General features: G+C 63.8%; 11 protein-coding genes. 9 read left to right on the plus strand and 2 right to left on the minus strand.

All coding sequences use genetic code 11. The features are described from left to right. Positions 1-80: 80 nt before the first annotated feature. Entirely contained in the window at positions 81-1,466 is a 1,386-nt protein-coding gene (gene ffh, locus PRZ03_RS20055; protein ID WP_273601963.1) for a signal recognition particle protein, read from the minus strand. A gap of 50 nt (positions 1,467-1,516) precedes the next feature. Between ffh and PRZ03_RS20060 the strand changes: the two genes are divergently transcribed. The 9 genes from PRZ03_RS20060 to pbpC all read left to right on the plus strand — a co-directional run bounded on the left by PRZ03_RS20060 (position 1,517) and on the right by pbpC (position 20,105). After that, on the plus strand, positions 1,517-2,362 hold the full coding sequence (locus PRZ03_RS20060) for a cytochrome C assembly family protein (RefSeq protein ID WP_263535651.1): 846 nt from the start codon (positions 1,517-1,519) through the stop codon (positions 2,360-2,362). Between the two features lie 40 nt (positions 2,363-2,402). Then, a complete protein-coding gene (locus tag PRZ03_RS20065; protein ID WP_273601964.1) occupies positions 2,403-2,645 on the plus strand; it encodes a PP0621 family protein in 243 nt (80 codons plus the stop codon). After that, positions 2,642-4,552: a sensor histidine kinase gene (locus PRZ03_RS20070; protein WP_273601965.1), complete on the plus strand. Its 1,911-nt coding sequence runs from the start codon at positions 2,642-2,644 to the stop codon at positions 4,550-4,552. The genes PRZ03_RS20065 and PRZ03_RS20070 overlap by 4 nt, the downstream gene beginning before the upstream one ends. An 8-nt stretch (positions 4,553-4,560) precedes the next feature. Beyond that, positions 4,561-6,165 carry a sigma-54-dependent transcriptional regulator gene (locus PRZ03_RS20075; protein WP_273601966.1) on the plus strand — a complete coding sequence of 535 codons (1,605 nt, stop codon included), beginning with the start codon at positions 4,561-4,563 and terminating at the stop codon, positions 6,163-6,165. 466 nt (positions 6,166-6,631) lie between these two features. Continuing rightward, positions 6,632-9,547, plus strand: coding sequence for a ribonucleoside-diphosphate reductase subunit alpha (locus tag PRZ03_RS20080; RefSeq protein ID WP_273601967.1), 2,916 nt, complete (start codon positions 6,632-6,634; stop codon positions 9,545-9,547). 214 nt (positions 9,548-9,761) lie between these two features. Continuing rightward, positions 9,762-10,988 (plus strand): ribonucleotide-diphosphate reductase subunit beta, encoded by a 1,227-nt coding sequence (locus PRZ03_RS20085; RefSeq protein WP_273601968.1) that lies wholly within the window; start codon positions 9,762-9,764, stop codon positions 10,986-10,988. 209 nt (positions 10,989-11,197) lie between these two features. After that, positions 11,198-11,848, plus strand: a complete 651-nt coding sequence (locus PRZ03_RS20090) for a histone (protein ID WP_273601969.1) — start codon at positions 11,198-11,200, stop codon at positions 11,846-11,848. A gap of 173 nt (positions 11,849-12,021) precedes the next feature. After that, positions 12,022-17,958: an alpha-2-macroglobulin family protein gene (locus tag PRZ03_RS20095; RefSeq protein ID WP_273601970.1), complete on the plus strand. Its 5,937-nt coding sequence runs from the start codon at positions 12,022-12,024 to the stop codon at positions 17,956-17,958. Next, complete coding sequence (gene pbpC / locus PRZ03_RS20100; RefSeq protein ID WP_273601971.1) at positions 17,955-20,105, plus strand: penicillin-binding protein 1C; 2,151 nt, start codon at positions 17,955-17,957, stop codon at positions 20,103-20,105. Before PRZ03_RS20095 ends, pbpC begins: the two co-directional genes overlap by 4 nt. Here the strand turns inward: pbpC and ydiK are convergent. Beyond that, positions 20,086-21,189 (minus strand): AI-2E family transporter YdiK, encoded by a 1,104-nt coding sequence (ydiK, locus tag PRZ03_RS20105; protein ID WP_273601972.1) that lies wholly within the window; start codon positions 21,187-21,189, stop codon positions 20,086-20,088. The genes pbpC and ydiK overlap by 20 nt on opposite strands. Between the last annotated feature and the right edge of the window lie 71 nt (positions 21,190-21,260).

Consider the following 21,260-nt stretch of genomic DNA (forward strand, 5'->3'; position numbering starts at 1 on the left):
CCAAGAAATAATGGCCGGTTCGATACCGGCCATTTTTACGTCCCCTCGGGGGACCGACCGCGTACCCGCGGGCGAGGGGTCTACTTCATGCCGGGCATGCCGCCCATGCCCTTCATACCACCCAGCTTCTTCATCATCTTCATCATGCCGCCGCCGCTCATCTTCTTCATCATGCCCTGCATCTGATCGAACTGGGTCAGCACGCGGTTGACTTCATGAATCTGCACGCCGGCGCCACTGGCGATGCGGCGCTTGCGGCTCGCCTTGCTCTTGCCATCGAGTAAGAGGCTAGGCTGACGGCGCTCTTTGGCGGTCATCGCGTTCATGATGCCTTCCATGCGGCGCATGTCTTTCTCGGCCCGGTCCATATCGGCAGCACCCGCCTTGGCGCTCATCTGCGAGGGCAGTTTGTCCATCAGACCGGCCAGGCCGCCCATCTTCTTCATTTGCGTGATCTGGGCTAGGAAGTCGTTCAGATCAAAACCACTGCCGGTCTTGAGCTTGTCAGCCAGCTTTTGCGCGGCCGCGACGTCGATGCCCTTGGTGACTTCTTCGACCAGCGCGACGATGTCGCCCATGCCCAGTACCCGGCCGGCGTGACGTTCGGCGTCAAACACCTCCAGGCCGTCGATCTTCTCGGACGTACCCGCGAACTTGATCGGGGCGCCGGTGATCTGGCGGACCGACAGCGCCGCGCCGCCGCGTGAGTCGCCGTCCAGCTTGGTCAGCACGATGCCGCTCAGTGGCAGCGCTTCCTTGAAGGCCTTGGCGGTGTTGACCGCGTCTTGACCCTGCATCGCGTCAACGACGAACAAGGTTTCGATCGGGTTCAAGAGCGCGTGGAGTTCACGAATCTCCGCCATCAAGGCCTCGTCGATGGCGAGTCGACCGGCGGTGTCGACCAGCAGCACATCGAAATAATGCTTCTTCGCGTAGTCGATCGCGGCCAGTGCGATCTCGCGCGGCTTTTGGTCCGGGGTCGATGGGAACCATTCGGCGCCGGCTTGTTTGGTGACGGTTTTGAGCTGCTCGATCGCGGCCGGGCGGTAGACGTCGGCGGAGACCGTCAGCACCTTTTTCTTGCGCTTCTCGATCAGGTGCTTGGCCAGCTTGGCGGTGGTAGTCGTCTTGCCCGCACCTTGCAGGCCGGCCATCAAGATCACGGCAGGCGGCTGAGCGGCGAGGTTGAGGTCGGCCACCCCCTCGCCCATGGTCGCGGCGAGCTCCTTTTGCACAATCGACACCAGCACCTGGCCGGGGTTGAGCGAGCCGATCACTTCGGCGCCGAGCGCCTTGTCTTTAACGCGGGCGATGAAGTCCCGCACCACGGGCAGGGCCACGTCGGCTTCGAGCAGCGCCATGCGCACTTCGCGCAGCATCTCCTGGACGTTCGTTTCGGTGATGCGAGCTTGGCCGCGCATCGTTTTCACGAGACGACTCAGGCGGTCGGTCAAATTGGAAGCCATGGGGAGTGGCGCCGTCGGTCTGGCGAGGCGCGCAAAAGTACACTGTGGCCATGATTTTATCGTCCGCTTATCAAACACCTGCTGGCGCCTTGTTGGCCGGGGCCAGTTTGCTGTCTATTTCGGCCTATGGCTGGGTCGCTGCTGCGAGTGGCAGAGGCCAGGAAACACCTGCTCGCCCTCAGGGCGCCTTGCTGCTGGCTTGGGCGGTCCATCTGCTCGCTTTGATCTTGGATATTGCCGGCTTGGGCCAAGCGGTGCCGGGCGCGCGCTTCGGTTTCGCGCCGGCTTTGTCGATGACGGTCTGGCTGGTGATCGCCGTCTATATGCTGGAGAGCCGCTTCTTGCCGCTGGCCAGCGTGCGGCGCATTTTGGCTCTGATGGCGGCGACCGTGGTGCTGCTGGCCTTTGTGTTTCCGGGTGAGAGCAGGCCGCAGGCGGCGTCGCCCTGGGCGCCGATTCACTGGGTGCTGGGCCTGGCTTCTTACGGCCTGTTCGGGGTGGCGGTCTTGCATGCGGCCTTGTTGAGCCGGGCTGAGCGACAGATGCGGCAGATGAAGCCCGGCATCGGCAAGCCGCAAGAGCCGCGTCCCGAGCCCTTGATGCCGCTGCTGCGCCTGGAGCGGCTGACGTTTCAATTTGTTGGCGCCGGCGTGGCCGTCCTGTCCTTGGCGGTCTTGCTGGGTTGGTGGTTCACCCCGCATTGGCGCTGGGATCATAAGAATTTGTTTGCGGTGCTGGGCTGGTTGGTGCTGAGCGGTCTGCTGGCGGGGCGGCGTGTGTTTGGGTGGCGCGGCCGCCGGGCGACGCGCTGGCTTTACTTTGGCGCCTTGATGCTCTTGCTGTCTTACGCCGGCTCGCGCTTTGTGCTGGAAGTTGTTTTGCAGCGCACGGTCTGAGTGCCGGTCGCGTTTTCACGCTGGAAGAATCTCTATTGCCATGAAGTACCTTTTGCTCATCGTTGTTTTGGGGTTAGTGTTTTCAATGCTGGCCCGCAAGCGTGCGCGGCCACCGGCCCCTAAGCCGCAAGCTCCTGCTCAGCCCAAGGCCCTGAACATGGGTACTTGCGCGCAATGCGGGCTGCACCTGCCCTTGGATGAAGCCTTGCCAGGGCAGGGCGGTGTGTTTTGCAGCTCGGCCCACCGGGCAAGCTATGAGCTGGAGCATGGCAAGCACTCATGACTGAGACGCCCCAGTCTTGGTTCGGGCCGGGTGTCGCCGGCGACGCGCCGGATACCTTGGACGGCATTGACGCCGTGGAGGCCGTTGACGCCCTTGACAGCATTGGCGGCTTCGACCAGTCGCCAGCCGACGCATCTATTGCTGCAAGCTCGGAGTTCTTTTTTCAGCCCGCGCGACGCTTGGTGAATGCCGGCGGCAATGCGTTCACGCGTTTGTACCGGGCCTTCTTGGCCGCGCGGGCGGCGCTGGGGCTGGCGCTGGTGGCGACGCAGCTGATCGCCGGGCTGCTGGGCTCGGCGGTGCCGCTGTGGACCAATGTTTTGTGTGTGCTGTACGCCACCCAGGCCGTCGCACTTTGGTTGCTGCCGCGCCTGCAGCGCGGTGCGTCTGCCAAGACGCTGGCGCGCATCAGCAGCCCGCAATGGTGGGCCAGCATTGGGCTTGATCTGGCCTTGTTCGGCCTGCTACATGCCTCGGACCGCAGCGGCGGTGTCAATTACGGCGCGCTGTTCGTGCTGCCGGTCTTGATGGCGGGTGTGTTGGCGCCGCGCTTACTCGGACTGGCTACCGCGGCGATTGCGGCCCTGGTGATGCTGGGTGTGGCGGGCTGGGCGGTGCTGGATGGCGCCGATGTCGCCTTGCGTCTGACGCAGGCAGGCTTGGTGGGCAGCGGCTTTTTTGTCATCAGCTTGCTGGCCAGCGAGATGGCCAGCCGCCTGGCACGCGAGGAACGCACGGCCCGTGGCAGCATGGAGTTTGCGCGCCAGCAAGCCCAGCTGAACCGCCTGGTGATCGACGAAATGCAAGAGGGTGTGTTGGTGGTGGACCGGCGCGGCCATGTGCGCGCCGCCAATCCCGCCGCCCGCGATTTGTTGGCCGACGGCCAGGCGGCGGTACGCACGGCACCGTTTCAGCTGCGCGGCGTGCAGGCCTGGCAGCCGCTGGTGCGGGCGGTGGAACAGGCTTTTGCCTCGGCCGCTTGGCCCGAGGCGGGGCGTGATGTGGGGCTGAGTTTCGGCAATGGCACGCTGCGCAGTCTGCGTTTGCGCATGCGCTTCACGCGCCGGCGCGAGTCGGAGGCGAGTGAGGATTTGTGCGTGCTCTTCATCGAGGATAACCGCAAGGTGCTGGCGCGCAGTCAGCAAGAAAAGCTCGCCGCGATGGGTCGGGTGTCGGCCGGCATCGCGCATGAAATCCGTAATCCCTTGGCCGCCATCGACCAGGCCAATGCCTTGTTGGCCGAAGATGTGCAAGACCCCAGGGCGCAGCAGTTGACGCGCATGGTGGCCTCCAATGTGACCCGCCTCAAACGCATCATTGACGATGTGTTGGAAGTTGCACCCGGCGCGGTGCCGGCCCCCGTGCCTTTGGATGCGAGCTTGCTGGTCAGCGAAGCTTGCCTGGAATGGGCGCGCACCAACCAACTCGCACCCGGCCCCTCCGACCCCTTGAGTTGTGCCTTGCCCTTGCAAGCCTTGGTGGTCAGCTTTGATCCCGAACATCTGCGACGGGTTTTGGTCAATTTGCTCGACAACGCGCTGCGCCACGCCACGCCGGGGCCGGCCTCGGTGCAGGTGAGCTTGGCGCCGGAGTCGGATGCCAGCACCCCAACAATGCAGCCGATGCCGCCGATGCCGCCGATGGCCCGCTTGACGATCTTCAGCGCCGGGCCGGCGATTCCGCCCGAGGTCGAGCGGCATTTGTTCGAGCCCTTTTTCTCGACGCGCAGCCGGGGCTCGGGCCTGGGTTTGTATATTTGCCGCGAGTTGTGCGAGCGTTACGGTGCGCAGATCAGCTACCGCCGCCGGCAAGATTCGGTCTTGCCTGGCAATGAGTTCAGCATCCGCTTGCGGCTGATCGAATCCGCTGCAATCGGGGCGGCCGTGCGCAACCCCTCTCTTTTTTGAAAGCCAGTATGAGCAGCGCTTCTTCCGATGGCATGGCCCTGAGTTTGCTGGTGGTCGACGATGAGCCCGACCTGCGGACCTTGTATGAGTTGACGCTGGTGCGCGAAGGCTATGCACTGGATACGGCCGGCTCGGTGCAGGAGGCCTTGGCGTGCCTGCAGCGCCGCCCCTACAGCGCCGTCATCACCGATATGCGCTTGCCCGATGGCAGCGGCCTGGACCTCTTGCACTGGCTGGAAAGCCAAGGCCGGGACGAAAAAACGCTGGTGATCACCGCCTATGGCTCGGCCGAGAATGCCGTCGAAGCGCTCAAGGCAGGTGCTTATGACTACCTGACCAAGCCGGTTGATCTGCGCCAGTTCCGGCAGGTTGTGGCCTCCGCCTTGGGTCGGCAGCCGCAAAAGTTGGCGCCAGCCGTGCCAGCGGTGGCGCCGACGAAATTGCCGCCTCTGCCTCAATCAGCTCTGCAGCCGCAGGCGCCGCAACAACTGCCGCCCGTCAAAGAGCGGCAGCAGTTGGTGAAAGGCCTCCCCCTCGCTGCCGTACCAACGCTGACGGCGCTGTCCCGCTTGGCCGGCAAATCGGCGGCGATACAGGAGTTGCGTTCTTTGATTGAGAAGGTCTCGCGCAGCATGGCGCCGGTGCTCTTGCAGGGTGAGTCGGGGACCGGCAAGGAGTTGGTGGCGCGCGCCATTCACGACAGTGGTGTGCGTGCGCGCCAGCGCTTTGTGGCGGTCAATTGCGGCGCCATCCCTGAGCAGCTCTTGGAGGCCGAATTCTTCGGCTACCGCAAAGGCGCATTCACCGGCGCGAATGAAGACCGCGAGGGCTTCTTCCAGGCGGCCGACGGCGGCACGCTTTTTCTGGATGAAATTGGGGATTTGCCCTTGGCCATGCAGAGCAAGCTTTTGCGCTCGATCCAGGAGCGGACTGTGCGGCCGGTCGGTGCGGTGGCAGAGGCCTCGGTCAATGTGCGGATATTGAGTGCAACCCATAAAGACTTGGGCGCCGAGGTGGCGGCGGGGCGTTTTCGACAAGATTTGTTTTATCGCCTGAATGTGATTCAGCTGCGTGTGCCGCCCTTGCGGGAGCGCATCGAGGACGTGCCCATGATCGCTGAGCGGGTGCTGGAGCGCATAGCGGCCGACGCCGGCGTCTCGCCGGTGCCGCAGCTGACGCCCGCCGCATTGGCGCAGCTGACCCGCTATGGCTTCCCCGGCAATGTGCGTGAGCTGGAAAATTTGTTGCACCGCGCTTTGGCTTTGTCCGGCGGTGAATGGATCGATGCGGACGACCTCGGTTTGCCTGAATCGCTGTTGGATGACTCGCTGCTGGGCGGGCTGAGCTCGGCCGATGACTTCGAGCCGGAAGGCGGCGTGTCGATTAAAAACAGCTTTGGGCATGACAAGGCGCCCAACGAGCTGCCGACCGATCTGGCGCGCTTTTTGGACGATGTCGAGCGCGACATCTTGTTGCGTGCCTTGACGCAGCACCGCTTCAACCGCACCGCTGCCGGCGCCAGCCTGGGGTTGTCGCTGCGCCAAATTCGCTACCGCATGGCCCGGCTGGGTGTGACGGCTGACGAGGCCGAGCAGTCCGACGACCAGGCCTGAGCGAGTATTGGCGCGGCCTAGCGGCTGTTTTTCTTCGTAAACCAAGCTGGGCTGCGGCTTGGCCTTCTCTTGCTCAGAAGGCATCAAGCAAAGAGGCCCTTCGCGGCCAAGCTTTGCAGCCGCCCTGATGGCCATGACTAGCGTTAATTTCGATCTTCGTCAATGGGATAGATACGCTATCTGTAGTGCTTGAGTGTCGCTGTGACCCCAGATATAGTGTGGCCCATGCTATCCTTCGGCCCGGAATTCAAAATTGGTTTGGCGGCCTTCCCAGGCAGGCGAAGGCTAGGCGCAGGCGCAAGCCCCGTCCCAAAAACCAAGGTGGCCACAGCAGATTTGAAAGCTGAGCCGATGCGCCAAGCGCATCCCAAATCCATTCCCAATTTCAATTGAAGCGATAAGCGCGACTCAGGCGCGTAGTGGTTTCTTTTTTTCAATATTTCACCGAGACATCAAAGGACGATTCATGCAGACTCAACTCGCCCACGCCGCTACTTTGGGAGCAAGCCCGCATTTGGTCAGCCCCGAAGGCCAGGTTTTGCAATCGGCATTTCAGGCCTATCAAATCCTGCGCCGCAATGGCGCCGTGGTGTCGTTTGAGCCGAGCAAGATTGCCGTCGCCTTGATGAAGGCCTTTTTGGCCGTGCATGGCACCAGCGGCGCGGCCTCGGCCAGCGTGCGCGAGACCGTTGACGGCCTGACCGAAGCGGTGGTGCGTGCGTTGATGCGTTCGCGCCCAAGCGGCGGCACCTTCCATATTGAAGATGTGCAGGACCAGGTCGAGCTGGGCCTGATGCGCGGCGGCCATCACGAAGTGGCGCGTGCCTATGTGCTTTACCGCGAGCGTCGCCTGCAAGAGCGTCTGGCTCAGGGCAAGATCGATAAGCCGGTCGCCGAGGTGCAGCTGACCGTGATCGACGGCGGCCAGCGCGTGCCGCTGGACTTTGCCCATCTGCAAAGCTTGATCGTGTCGGCCTGCGCCGGTTTGGGTGAGGACGTCAAGCCGGACCCGGTCTTGGCCGAGACCAAGCGCAATCTGTATGACGGCGTGCCGATCGACGAGGTCTACAAAGCCGCGATTCTGGCCGCCCGTACCCTGATCGAACGCGACCCCGGCTACAGCCAGGCGACGGCACGTTTGCTGCTGCACACGATCCGCCGCGAGGTGGTCGGCGGCGAGATCACGCAAGAGCAGATGCACGCGCGCTATGCCGAGTATTTCCCGGGTTACATCAAGAAGGGCGTCAAGGCCGAGTTGCTGGACGAGCGCCTGGGTCAATACGACCTGGCCCGTTTGGGTGCGCACTTGAAGGCCGAGCGCGATTTGCAGTTCGACTACCTCGGCCTGCAGACCTTGTATGACCGCTACTTCCAGCACATCGACGACCAGCGCATCGAAATGCCGCAGGCCTTCTTCATGCGCGTGGCGATGGGCTTGGCGCTGAACGAGATCGACCGCGAAGCGCGCGCGATCGAGTTCTACGATGTGCTGTCCAGCTTCGACTTCATGAGCTCGACGCCGACGCTGTTCAACTCCGGCACGCGTCGCTCGCAGCTCTCCAGCTGCTACCTGACGACGGTGGCCGACGATCTGGACGGCATCTACGAAGCGCTGAAAGAGAACGCGCTGTTGAGCAAGTTTGCCGGTGGTCTGGGCAATGACTGGACCCCGGTGCGCGCTCTGGGTTCGCACATCAAGGGCACTAACGGCAAGAGCCAGGGCGTGGTGCCCTTCCTGAAGGTGGTCAACGACACGGCGGTTGCGGTCAACCAGGGCGGCAAGCGCAAGGGCGCGGTCTGCGCTTATCTGGAAAGCTGGCACCTCGACATCGAGGAGTTCCTGGAGCTGCGCAAGAACACCGGCGATGACCGCCGTCGCACCCACGACATGAACACCGCCAACTGGATCCCCGATCTGTTCATGCGCCGCGTGATGGACGGTGGCCAGTGGACGCTGTTCAGCCCGTCCAACACACCCGATCTGCATGACCTGTTCGGCATCGCCTTCGAGAAGGCCTATGTCGCCTACGAAGAAAAGGCCGATCGCGGCGAGATCAAGCTGTTCAAGCGCGTCGAGGCCAAGGACCTGTGGCGCCGCATGCTGTCGATGCTGTTCGAAACCGGCCACCCTTGGATCACCTTCAAGGACGCTTGCAATGTGCGCTCGCCGCAGCAGCATGTTGGCGTTGTGCACTCGAGCAATCTGTGCACCGAGATCACACTGAACACCAATGACAGCGAGATCGCGGTTTGCAATCTGGGTTCGGTCAACCTCTTGCAGCATCTGGTGCTGGGCGAAGACGGCAGCAAGGGCGTTGACCACGCCAAGCTGCAAAAGACGATTTCGACCGCGATGCGCATGCTCGACAACGTCATCGACATCAACTACTACGCGGTCAAGAAGGCGCGTGACTCGAACCTGCGCCACCGTCCGGTCGGCTTGGGGCTGATGGGCTTCCAGGACGCGCTCTACGCCTTGCGTCTGCCCTATGCATCGAATGAGGCGGTCGAGTTCGCCGATCGTTCGATGGAGGCGATCTGCTATTACGCCTACCAGGCTTCGACCGAGTTGGCGCAAGAGCGCGGCCGCTACTCCTCGTATCGCGGCTCGCTGTGGGACCGCGGCATCTTGCCGATCGACTCGCTCGACCTGCTGGCCAAGGAGCGCGGCGGCTATGTCGAAGTGGACCGCTCGACGACGATGGACTGGGACGCGCTGCGTGCCCGCATCCAACTGCACGGCATGCGCAATAGCAATTGCGTGGCGATCGCGCCGACGGCCACCATCTCCAACATCATCGGCGTGGACGCCTCGATCGAGCCATGCTTCGGCAACCTGTCGGTCAAGTCGAATCTGTCGGGCGAGTTCACCGTCATCAACGACGCCTTGGTGCGTGACCTCAAGCGCCTGGGCTTGTGGGACGACGTGATGGTGATGGACCTGAAGCACTTCGATGGTTCGCTGCGCCGCATCGACCGCGTGCCGGAAGAGTTGAAGGCCTTGTACGCGACCGCCTTCGAGGTCGAGACGCAGTGGTTGGTGGAAGCCGCCGCACGCCGCCAGAAGTGGATCGATCAGGCTCAGTCGCTGAACATCTATATGGCCGGCGCTTCGGGCAAGAAGCTCGATGAGACCTACAAACTCGCTTGGTTGCGAGGTTTGAAGACGACCTACTATTTGCGCACCATGGGTGCCACGCATGCCGAAAAGAGCACCGTGAAGTCGTCGGGTCAGCTCAATGCGGTCTCGTCGGGGGCAACGGCGGGCATGGTTTCGGCCGGTGTTTCGAGCGCGCCAGTCGCCGCGGCTGAACCCGAGTTGCCCGCGACCGACATGAAGTTCTGCTCGATTGACAACCCTGATTGCGAGGCTTGTCAGTAAATCGTTGAAAAGAAAATGGGCCACTCGATTTGAGGTGGCCCATTTTCTCGTCGCCTGCGATGCCGCTGTTCATCGGCATCTGCTGATTTTTGTATGCATAAATTAAGAGTTATGTGATTTGCGGCCGAGCAACGCGCGAGACCTCTAAATGTCAAGAAGTCCTTGGTGTTTGAACGCAACACTCTGATAATTCGACTCGATAGGAAAACAGACTATGTTGGTTTGGGAAGAAGACCTGAAGCCCGCTGAAAAAGCACCCGCGAATGTCGCGAACCCCGCGCCCAGCCCCGCTGCGAACGCCGGTCCGACTGCCACCGTATTTCCTTCATCGATTGGGACTGGCAATGCTGCTGCGACAGCGGCCGCATCCCTAACGCCGAATGCCCCTGCATTCGGCCCGGCTGCCACTCCTGCCGCGCCCGCCCGCCGCGTCAACGCCGCCGACAAGCGCATCATCAACGGCCAGACCGACGTCAACCAGTTGGTGCCTTTCAAATACAAATGGGCCTGGGAAAAGTACCTCGCCACTTGCGCCAACCACTGGATGCCGCAAGAAGTGAATATGTCGCGCGACATCGCCTTGTGGAAAGACCCGAATGGCTTGAGCGAAGACGAGCGCCGCATCATCAAGCGCAATCTCGGCTTCTTCGTCACCGCCGATTCGCTCGCCGCCAACAATATCGTGCTGGGTACTTACCGCCACATCACTGCGCCCGAGTGCCGCCAGTTCCTGCTGCGCCAGGCCTTTGAAGAAGCGATCCATACCCACGCTTATCAGTACATTGTTGAGTCGCTGGGTCTGGATGAGTCTGAGATCTTCAACGCGTATAACGAGGTCAAGTCGATCCGCGACAAGGATGAGTTCCTGATCCCCTTCATCGGCGCGATCATGGACCCGCACTTCAATACCGGCACGCCCGAAAATGATCAAACGCTGCTCAAGAGCCTGATCGTTTTCGCTTGTCTGATGGAAGGCTTGTTCTTCTACGTCGGCTTCACGCAGATCCTGGCGATGGGCCGTCAAAACAAGATGACCGGTGCGGCCGAGCAGTACCAGTACATCTTGCGTGATGAGTCCATGCACTGCAATTTCGGCATCGACCTGATCAACCAGCTCAAGCTGGAGAACCCGCATCTGTGGACGCCCGAGTTCAAGGCCGAGATCAAGGCGCTGTTCCTGAAGGCGGTTGATCTGGAATATGCCTATGCCGAAGACACCATGCCACGTGGCGTGTTGGGCATGAATGCATCGATGTTCAAGGGCTATCTGCGCTACATCGCCAACCGGCGTGCGACACAGATTGGCTTGGAAGAACTCTTCCCTGGTGAGGAGAACCCCTTCCCATGGATGAGCGAAATGATTGACCTGAAGAAGGAACGCAACTTCTTCGAAACCCGCGTCATCGAATACCAATCCGGTGGCGCTTTGTCCTGGGACTGAGTCGGCAAGGGCTTGGAGCCTTTGTCAGCGCTGTTCCAGTTTGTTGTTGATTCAAGAAGATTCGTTGGCTGAAGTTTTGTTCAGCCAACAACCCAATTCACCGCACCGGGGCGCCAACCTTAAGCGACATCTGGGTGGTGAATAACTGCGCTGCACCGGTCTAGGCCATGCAGGCAGTGCTCTTTCCACTTGATCAAGGAGAACTGAAAATGGCAACTGCAAAGAAGGCTCCGGCCAAAAAGGCCGCACCTGCACCCAAGGCGGCCCCTGCGGCCAAGAAGGTCGCAGCTCCCGTAAAGGCTGCCGCACCTGCGAAGAAGGCGGCTGCACCTAAGGCAGCAGCGCCGGCCAAGAAGGCTGCCGCTCCAGCCAAGAAGGCCGCTGCACCTGCGAAGAAGGCTGCTGCACCGAAGGCAGCTGCACCGGCCAAGAAGGCCGCTGCTCCAGCCAAGAAGGCTGCCGCTCCTGCGAAGAAAGCTGCTGCTCCAGCCAAGAAGGCTGCTGCACCTGCGAAGAAGGCAGCTGCTCCAGCCAAGAAGGTTGCGGCTCCAGCCAAGAAGGCCGCTGCGCCTGCGAAGAAGCCTGCAGCTCCTGCAAAGAAGCCTGCAACGCCAGCCAAGAAGGAGACCCCGCCCGTCAAGAAGGCTCCCGCTAAAGCTCCAGCCAAGGCTCCTGCCAAGGCGCCAGCTAAGCCAGCCGCCAAGCCAGCCGCCAAGCCAGCAGCCAAGGCAGCTGCCAAGCCAGCCGCCAAGCCTGCCGCTAAAAAGGCAGCTGCCAAGCCGGCCGCAGCCGCACCTGCAGCGAAGACCGCTCTGAGCCCACAAGCCGCTTGGCCTTTCCCAACAGGCAACAAGCCCTGAGTTTGGATCGTCGTCCAAGTTGAACCCGGCCTCGGCCGGGTTTTTTGTGGGCGCTCGTTTGAGGGGCGCTCAGCTTGAGGACTTTTCTCTTGCTTGCGCCTTGCCATTGCGCTACCTGCAGGCAGCCCCAGGCACTAGACTTGTGCGTGCAGCAGCAAGGCTTGGGAGGGCAGATGAAACGCTGGATTGGTCAGTTATCTCGACGGGCATTTTTGTTGGCGGCAATATTCGGTCCGCTGGCCTGGCCACCGGCCCATGCGGCGGCTGTTGCCGTCAGCCCCAGCGGCGAAGTGGCCGAAGTCAGGCAAATCAGACTGGGCTTTTCCGAGCCGGTGGTGGCCGCCGGAGATCCGCGCTTGCCGGCGCCGGCCTCGCTGCGCTGCATGGGTGCAACGGGCGCCGCCCAGGTTGCCGGCAGCGGGCGCTGGGCCAGCGCTCGGGAGTGGCTGTTCGACCTGAACGAGCCCATGGCGGCGGGCCTGCAATGTCAGATTTTGTTGAAAGACGATTTCAAGCCGCTGGGCGGCGCCTTGACTGGCCCGCGTGAATTCGGATTCAGAACCGGCGCGGCCATCGTGCTGCAAACCCAGCCTTGGGCGGGCAGCCAGATTGAAGAAGATCAGCATTTTTTGCTCAAGCTCAACGGGGGCCTGAGTGCGGCCGACGTCGGCCAGCGAGCCTGGTGCGAGGTCGAGGGCCTGGGCGAACGCTTGCCTGCGGTGCTGGCCGACGAAGCCACGCTCGCCAAGGTTCTGGCTTCGCAGCGGCTCAGCAAGAGTCAGGGGCGCCATTGGTTGCTGCATTGCCAGCGGCCGCTGCCCGCCGGCGCCAAGCTGCAACTTGTCTGGAGCCACGGCAATGCGGGGGCGACGCAGCGTTTTGAATTCCAGGTGCGCCGCCCCTTCACGGCGGATTTTTCTTGCGAGCGCGAGCGCGCCAATGCAGCTTGCATTCCGGTGCGGCCGCTGCGCTTGGTGTTCAGCGAACCGGTGGCGCGCGAGTTGGCGCTGCAAGTGCGCTTGAGGCCGACGGGTGGTGCGGCGAATGGTGCGGCGAGTGGTGCTGCTCTGGCGCCCAAGGTGGCGGCGGACGATAAAACGCTTGAGTTGAGCGAACTGCGCTTTCCCGCCCCGTTGGCCGGAAACGCCCAATTCACGCTGGAACTGCCGGCAGGCTTGAAAGACCTCAGTGGCCGCGCCCTGAGCAATGCTGCGAGCTTCCCGCTCAAGGTGGCGACCGCTGCCGCGCCGCCACTGGCCAAGTTTGCGGCTGCACCTTTTGGCGTGCTTGAGCGGGACGCTGGCGGTGCGGCCTTGCTGCCGATCACGATGCGCCATGTGCAGGCCGACTGGCATGCCACCGACCGGCCCACCAAGTCGCCGCCGGGTGAGATCCGCATCAAGCGCTTGCAGACCGACGCCGAGGTCCTGGCCTGGTACGCCAAGCTGATGCATACCCACGAGGTGTCGCTGTCTGCGCGCGAGCTGGGCTTGCCGCCCTCGCAATGGCAAGAGACGGTCAAGACAGTGGACGCGTCCGGCAGGACGCGCAGCCAGTTGAGCACGCGCCATGTGCACTCGCGCGAGGTCGAGTTGCTGCCCCGCCAGCAAGCCACGCAGGTCTTGGCGCTGCCGCCCCTGCCTGGCGCGGTGCAAGGGCAAGAGCGGCCTTTTGAGGTGATAGGCCTGCCCTTGGCCGAGCCCGGCTATCACGTGGTCGAGCTGAGTTCGGCCAAGCTGGGTCGTTCCTTGCTGGACAAAGACGCCGCGATGTATGTGCGTACCGGCGTGCTGGTGACGAATCTGGGCGTGCACTTCAAATGGGGGCGCGAGAACAGCCTGGTTTGGGTGACCACGCTGGACCGCGGCCAGCCGGTGCCGCAGGCGGACGTGGTCGTCAATGACTGCGCCGGCAAGCCGCTGTGGAGTGGGCGCAGCGATGCGCAGGGCTTGGCAAAAATACCGCTGGCGCTGGTGCAGCCGGACTGGAATGACCGGCGCTGCGTGGCGGAGCGGGGTTTCTTCATCACCGCCCGCAAGGCCGATGCCGACATCAAGAAGCCCGGTGATATGGCCTTTGTGTTCAGCAACTGGAACCGAGGCATCGAGAACTGGCGTTTCGGCCTGCCGACCTCGAACGGCCCCGAACCCGATGCGCGAGCCCACACGGTCTTGGACCGCAGCTTGCTGCGCGCCGGTGAGACGGTGTCAATGAAGCATTTCTTTCGGCTGCAGACGCTGCAAGGTCTGCGCCTGGCCCGGCCCGAACAACTGCCTGACCGCGTCAAGCTGACCCATCAAGGCAGCGGTGAGCAGATCAGCTTGCCGCTGACTTGGCCGACGGCGCGCAGCAGCCTGTCGCAGTGGCAAATCCCGGCCAATGCCAAACTGGGCAGCTACCAGATCACCTTGGAGCGGAGCAGGGCTGAGGCTTCGCACAGCCGTAGCTGGCCCAGCGGGGAGTTCAGGGTTGAGGAGTTCCGCGTACCCTTGATTGATGCTCGCCTGAGTGGCCCCAAGGCCTTGCCGGTAGCCCCGCGCGAGCTGCGCATGACGGCGCAGCTGAACTATATGGCGGGCGGCGGCTTGGCCCAGGCCCCGCTCAAACTCAGCGCTCTGTTGCGGCCGCGCGGCCTGAGCTTTGCCGGCTTCGAGGACTTCTCCTTCGAGCCTCCGCGCGAGCGTGGCGCGAATGGGGGCGAGCCTGTCTATCAAGAGCCCGAAGGAGAGGGCGCACAAGGCGAGGGCCACGCGGTTCAGCGCGACGGCAAGTTGGTCATAGACAAGCTGGCCGGTCTGAGCGACCGCAATGGCGCGGCCGAGTTCTTGTTGAAGCCCTTGCCCAAGATTGAGCGCGCCAGTGAGTTGCTGGCCGAGCTGAGCTATCAAGACCCGAATGGCGAAACCAAGACGGTGGCGCAAGTACTGCCGCTGTGGCCTTCCCAAGTCGTGCTGGGTTTGCGCAGCAAGGGCTGGGTCAGCAATGCCGAGGGCAAGCTCAGCTTCAGCGTCTTGGCCTTGGACACGGCGGGCAAGCCGCTGGCCGGCCAGCGCATCGAGGTGAAAGCGAGCCTGAATCAAATGATCAGCTCGCGCAAACGCATGGTCGGCGGCTTTTATGCTTATGACAACCGCAACGAGGTGAAGCCGCTGGGGGTCGTGTGCAGCGGCCGCAGCGACGACAAAGGCTTGCTGGCCTGTGAAGCCAAGCTGGACGTGGCGGGCGAGGTGGAACTGGTGGCGCAAGCCTCGGACGCCGAGGGCCGCGTAGCGCAAGCCGCCAGCCAGGTGTGGCTGACCCGCCAAGGCGAGTTGTGGTTCCCGCAAGACAATGACGACCGTATCGATGTCTTGGCCGAGAAGAAGCGTTACGAGCCGGGTGAAACGGCCAGGCTGCAGGTGCGCATGCCGTTTCGCGAGGCGACAGCCCTGGTCGCGGTGGAGCGCGAGGGCGTGATCGAAACCAAGGTCGTGACGCTGCGCGGCAGCGACCCCAGCATCGAGCTCAAGATCGACAAGGCCTGGGCGCCTAACGTCTATGTCAGCGTGCTGGCGCTGCGCGGGCGGGTGTTCGAGGTGCCTTGGTATTCCTTTTTCCGCTGGGGCTGGCGCGCGCCGGTGGATTGGTGGCGCGCCTTCCGCGAGGGCCGCGCCATGCCTGCGCCGACGGCGATGGTGGATCTGGCCAAGCCGTCTTTCAAACTCGGTGTGACCGAGCTGCAAGTGGGCCTGGCCGAACATCAGCTGCAAGTCACAGTGACGACCGACAAGCTGCAGTACAGCGTGCGCCAGACCGTGCAGACCCGCGTCAAGGTGAGCCAAGACGGCCGCCCGCTGGCCGACGCGCAAGTGGCGTTTGCGGCGGTTGATGAGGGCTTGCTGGCGCTGCGCGGCAATGCGTCGTGGGACTTGTTGCAAGCGCTGATTCAGCGCCGCGGCTGGGGCGTCGAGACGGCCACCGCGCAGAGTGAAATCATTGGCCGGCGCCATTACGGCCGCAAGGCGGTGGCGGCGGGCGGGGGCGGCGGGCGCGCGCCGACGCGCGAGCTCTTCGATACCTTGCTACTGTGGCGGCCACAGGTCTTGCTGGATGCCAATGGCGAGGCGGTGATCGAGGTGCCGCTGAACGACTCGCTGACAAGCTTCCGCTTGGTGGCGGTGGCCGATGCGGGCGCGCAAAAATTTGGCACCGGCCAAGCCTCGGTGCGGGTGACGCAGGATTTGCAGCTGCTGTCCGGTCTGCCGCCCTTGGTGCGCGAGGGGGATCAGTTCCAGGCCGCGCTGACGCTGCGCAATAGCAGCAACCGGGCCATGAAGTTGCGCGTTAGCTTGCAGGGCAGTAGCCCAGGCGGCGCTCAGATCAAGAACCCACCGGCGCAAGACCTGAGCTTGGCCGCCGGCGCGGCGAGCGAATTGCTCTGGCAGCTGCAGGTGCCCGAGGGCGCGGGCGATCTGCAGTGGGAAGCGCAGGCACAGGAGGTCGGCGGGCCGGCCCGAGATCGGCTCAAATTCAGCCAGCGCGTGCTGCCTGCAGTCAAGGTGCAGGTCTTGCAAGCCAGCCTGAGCCAAGTCGATGGCAGCATGAGCCTGGCTGTGGCGCCACCGGCCGACGCCTGGCCTCCCAGCGGCCCCAAGCGGGGCGGCGTCAATGTGGTCTTGCAAGCGCGCTTGGGCGGAGACTTGCCGGGGCTCAAGCGATTTTTCGAGACCTACCCTTACAGCTGCCTGGAGCAGCAGACCTCGCAGGCGATTGGCCTGCATGACGGCGCGCGCTGGCAGGCGCTGATGAACCGCCTGCCCGGCTATCTGGATGCGGATGGGCTGGCCAACTTCTTCCCGCCGACCGAGGGCGAGCGGGCCGGCGGCAGCGACAGGCTGACGGCCTATGTGCTGGCGGCCGCACACGCGTCCGGGCGCGAGCTGCCGGCGGCGGCGCGCGAGCGCATGCTGGACGGCTTGAGTGCCTTTGTCGAGGGACGCCTGGTGCGCAAGAGCTGGTCGCCGCGCAGCGCGCAGCTGGACGGCGAGGTGCGGCGCTTGGCCGCCTTGGAGGCTTTGGCGCGCTACGGCCGCGTCGGCTCGAGTGGCTTTGCCAGCGTCGATGCGCGCAATCTCAGCACCTGGCCGACGGCGGCCGTGATCGATTGGCTCAGCCTGCTCACGCGCAACGCCAAGGCGCCGCAGCGCGAACAGCGCATCAATGAGGCGCAAGCGATGCTGCGCAGCCGGCTCAGCTATGCCGGCACGATGCTGAAGTTCAGCAACGAAGAGGATGACGCCTGGTGGTGGCTGATGGACAGCGCCGACGGCAACGCCGCGCGCTTGGCTCTGGCGGCGCTGGATGATCCGGCCTGGAGCGCCGAGCTGCCGCGCATGGTGCAGGGCCTCTTGGCCCGCCAGCGCCAAGGGGCATGGGCCACCACCACGGCCAATCTTTGGGGCGTGCTGGCGCTAGATAAGTTTGCTGAGAGGTTTGAGTCGGTCAAGCCGGCCGGGCAGACGCTGGTGTCGCTGGGCAGCCAGAGCTTGAAGCAGGACTGGGCCCGCAAGCCCGATGGTGCTGCTTTGCTGCTGCCTTGGAGCGAGGGTCAGCTGAAGCTGCAGCAACAAGGTGCGGGCAAGCCCTGGGTGACGATTCAATCGCTGGCGGCCGTGCCTTTGAAAGAGCCCTTGAACGCGGGCTACCGGATCACGCGCGAGCTGCAGCCGGTCGAGCAAAAAGTGCCGGGGCGCTGGTCGCGCGGCGACTTGCTGCGGGTGCGTCTGCAGCTTGAGGCGCAAAGCGATATGACCTGGGTGGTGCTGTCCGACCCCTTGCCAGCCGGTGCGGCCATCATGGGCTCGGGCCTGGGCGGAGATTCGAGCCTGGCCTTGCAAAGCCCGGCCAGTGCGCCAGCGCCGCTCGGGCGCCGGCCGGTCTATATCGAACGCAGCTTTGAGGCTTGGCGCGGCTATTTCGACTTCTTGCCGCGTGGCAAGCATGAGTTGAGCTACACCGTGCGCCTGAACAATGCCGGCCGCTTCATGCTGCCGGGCACGCGCGCCGAGGCGCTCTATGCACCTGAGCAGTTTGGCGAGTTGCCGCAAGCGGTCTTGGAGGTAGCCCCTTGATTCGACGCTGGGTTTGCGGGCTCAGTCTTTCGCTGGGCCTGGCCATGCCGGCTTGGGCGCAAGCCAGCTTCGAGCAAGCGCGCGCGGCGCACCGGGTGTCTGACTTCACGCTGCTGGCGGCCAACGGCGAAGCGCTGCAGACGCTGCGCCTGGATCACCAGCGCCGCGCGCTGGCCTGGGTGGCGCTGGAGGAGGTCTCGCCGGCCTTGTTGCAGGCCTTGTTGCTGGGCGAAGACAAACGCTTTTACGAGCACAGCGGCGTCGATTGGTCGGCGGTGGCACGTAGCGCCTGGGGCAATCTGTGGAACACCCGAACCAGCGGAGCTTCGACCTTGACGATGCAATTGGCCGGCTTGATCGACGCTGGCTTGGCCCGCCCGGCGGCCGGCCGCAGCCTCTCGCAAAAGCTGGGCCAGGTCGTGCTGGCAGGGCAGCTGGAGCGCAGCTGGAGCAAGGCGCAAATTTTGGAGGCCTATCTGAACAGCGTGCCTTTTCGGGGCGAGGTGGTCGGCATCAACGCATTGGCGCAGACCCTGTTTGCCAAACACCCGAGCGGCTTGAACGCGGAAGAAGCGGCGCTGGCTGCGGCCATGCTGCGCGCCCCCAATGCCGCGCCGGCGCTGCTGGCCCAGCGGGCTTGTGGCTTGCTGCAGCTGATGGGCCGCAGCGCAGACTCGCAATGTGAGGCACTCAAAGGCGACACCGAGGCCTTGCTGGCGCGCCGCCCGGCCATGCTGCTGGGCGAGCAGCTGGCGCCGCATTTCGCCCGCCAGTTCTTGCGCGCGGATGGTCCGGCCCTGCAGCGCAGCAGCCTTGACGCGGGGCTGCAGCGTTATGCCATGTCGCTGTTGAAGCAGCAGCTCGCTGAGTTGTCCGGTCGCAATGTTGAAGACGGTGCCCTGCTGGTGCTGGACAACGCCAGCGGCCAAGTGCTGGCCTGGGTGGGCTCCAGCGGAGCGTTATCGAGTGCAGCGCAGGTGGACGGGGTGTTGGCACGCCGCCAGCCAGGCTCGACCTTGAAGCCCTTCATTTACCAGTTGGCTTTGGAGAAACGTTTGATCACGTCGTCCAGCTTGCTGGATGACTCGCCAACGCAGATCAGCACGCCGGCCGGCCTCTATCTGCCTCAGAACTATGACCGCGAGTTCAAAGGCTTTGTGTCGGCGCGCAGCGCTCTGGGCAATAGCTTGAACGTGCCGGCCGTGCGCTTGACGGCGATGTTAGGCGCCGAAGCATTGTTCGATCGCTTCAATGCGTTGGGTCTGGCGCTGCCCGAGACCAGCGGCTTCTACGGTCTGTCGCTGGCGCTGGGCAGCTCGGATGTCAGCTTGTTGGCGCTGAGCAATGCTTATCGCAGCATGGCCAATGGCGGGCAATACAGCCCAGTGCCTTTGAATCAGCGCGCCGGCTCCACTTCCTCCAGCCCCAACCGCAACGCCGCGCCGAGGCGCGTCAGCACAGCGGCGGCCAGCTTCATCACCGCCGACATCTTGGCCGACAACAGCGCCCGTGCGCGCACCTTCGGCTTCGACAGCGTGCTGGCCAGCGCCGGCTTTGCGGCGGTCAAGACCGGCACCAGCAAGGACATGCGCGACAACTGGTGCCTGGGCTTCACTTCTCGCTACACGATTGGTGTTTGGGTCGGCAATGCCAGCGGCGAGGCCATGCATGGGGTCAGCGGGGTCAGCGGGGCCGCACCCGTCTGGGCCAAGCTGGCCGGCTATTTGCACCGGGCTCAGCCCTCAAGGGCACCGCAAGCGCCCATTGGTCTGGTGCAGCAGCGCGTCGAGTTTGAGGCCGAGCGCGAGCCGGCGCGCCCCGAATGGTTTATCCGAGGCACCGAGCAGGCCCGCATGCGGGCGACGGCTCAGCAACGCTCGAACCAGGGACTGGGCATCAGCAACCCACTCAATGGCAGCATCTACGCGCTCGACCCCGATATCCCGCCAGCGGCTCAGAAGATCCGCTTTGAAGGTCAGGCAGGCCGTTGGGAGCTGAACGGCAAATTCTTGGGGCGCGGCAGCCATCTGGCTTGGGCTCCCCAGCCCGGTCAACACGTGCTGCGCTTGTTGGACGAGCAGGGGCGGGTCTTGCAGCAGCTGCGTTTTGAGGTACGGGGTGCCAGCTTCAAGGCTGCGGGTCTTTGACCGGACCCTGTGCATCGGCAGGGGCTTGGCTTGCCGGCAAGGCGTCCCCGATCCAGGCATTCAGCAAGGTGTAGGTGACCGCCAACACCACCGGCCCGATGAAAAGGCCGACCAAGCCGAAGGCGAACAAGCCGCCAATGACGCCGGCAAAAATCAGCAGCAGCGGCAAGTCGGCGCCTTTCTTGATCAACCAGGGGCGCAAGAAGTTATCCATGGTGCCGACCACCATGGTCCAGAGCAGCAGCAGCGTGCCCCAAAGGTTGTCGCCGCCCCAGTAAAGCCAGGCCACGGCAGGCAGCAGCACCGGCACGACGCCGATCTGTGCCAAGCACAGCATCAGCATCACGGCCGTCAACAGACTCGCCAGCGGCACACCGGCGGCCCACAGGCCCAGGCCGCCCAGCACCGACTGCACCAGGGCCGTCACGACGATGCCCAGCGCCACCCCGCGAATCGCCTGGCCGGCCAGGGTGATCACCGCTTCGCCCTGCTCGCCGGCGAGGCGGCGGCCAAATCCGCGTACGGTGCGGGCAGCGATTTCGCCCTTGCTGTACAAAATTCCGGCCAAGACCACGGTCAATAGAAACTGCAGGCCAACAAGGCCCAAACTGCCGGCCTGCGACGCCGTCCATCTGAGCGCTACGCCCAGATAGGGCTTGGCCAGGGCCACCAGCGGCGCGATGCCGTCGACCGTGATCCTGTGCCAGGCAACAGCCAGGTTCTCACCCACCAGCGGCACCGAAGCCAGCCAAGCCGGCGGCTGCGGCAGATCGGATACGCTCAATGAGCCCGCCATGGCCACCACCTGGTCGGCATGGGATATGACGGTGCTCAGCGCAATCGTCAGCGGCACAAACAAGACCAGCAAGAGCAAGCCCACCATCACCAAGGTCGCCAAGCTGCGCCGCCCCCATAGGCGCCGTTGCAGGGCGAGCATCATCGGCCAAGTGGCCACGACAATCATCGTGCCCCAGATCAAGCCGCCAATGAAGGGCGACAGTATCCACAGCGAAGTGAACATCAGCAGGGCGATGCTCAGGATGGCGAGCATGGTGCGAGTGAGTTCGGGCTTAGGACTAATCATGGGGCAGCGATGAGCGGGCTAGGGAGGCTCGATTCTGCCTGCAGCGCGCAAGCCTGCCGGTGGATCGGTGA

Origin of the sequence: Roseateles albus (assembly GCF_028595345.1) — a bacterium.
In the GTDB taxonomy this organism is placed as follows: domain Bacteria; phylum Pseudomonadota; class Gammaproteobacteria; order Burkholderiales; family Burkholderiaceae_C; genus Paucibacter_A; species Paucibacter_A albus.

Excerpts from the sequence above, each read along its gene's own strand:
- ffh (WP_273601963.1), bottom strand. The coding sequence starts at position 1,466 with ATGGCTTCCAATTTGACCGACCGCCTGAGTCGTCTCGTGAAAACGATG.
- PRZ03_RS20060 (WP_263535651.1), top strand. The coding sequence starts at position 1,517 with ATGATTTTATCGTCCGCTTATCAAACACCTGCTGGCGCCTTGTTGGCC.
- PRZ03_RS20065 (WP_273601964.1), top strand. The coding sequence starts at position 2,403 with ATGAAGTACCTTTTGCTCATCGTTGTTTTGGGGTTAGTGTTTTCAATG.
- PRZ03_RS20070 (WP_273601965.1), top strand. The coding sequence starts at position 2,642 with ATGACTGAGACGCCCCAGTCTTGGTTCGGGCCGGGTGTCGCCGGCGAC.
- PRZ03_RS20075 (WP_273601966.1), top strand. The coding sequence starts at position 4,561 with ATGAGCAGCGCTTCTTCCGATGGCATGGCCCTGAGTTTGCTGGTGGTC.
- PRZ03_RS20080 (WP_273601967.1), top strand. The coding sequence starts at position 6,632 with ATGCAGACTCAACTCGCCCACGCCGCTACTTTGGGAGCAAGCCCGCAT.
- PRZ03_RS20085 (WP_273601968.1), top strand. The coding sequence starts at position 9,762 with ATGTTGGTTTGGGAAGAAGACCTGAAGCCCGCTGAAAAAGCACCCGCG.
- PRZ03_RS20090 (WP_273601969.1), top strand. The coding sequence starts at position 11,198 with ATGGCAACTGCAAAGAAGGCTCCGGCCAAAAAGGCCGCACCTGCACCC.
- PRZ03_RS20095 (WP_273601970.1), top strand. The coding sequence starts at position 12,022 with ATGAAACGCTGGATTGGTCAGTTATCTCGACGGGCATTTTTGTTGGCG.
- ydiK (WP_273601972.1), bottom strand. The coding sequence starts at position 21,189 with ATGATTAGTCCTAAGCCCGAACTCACTCGCACCATGCTCGCCATCCTG.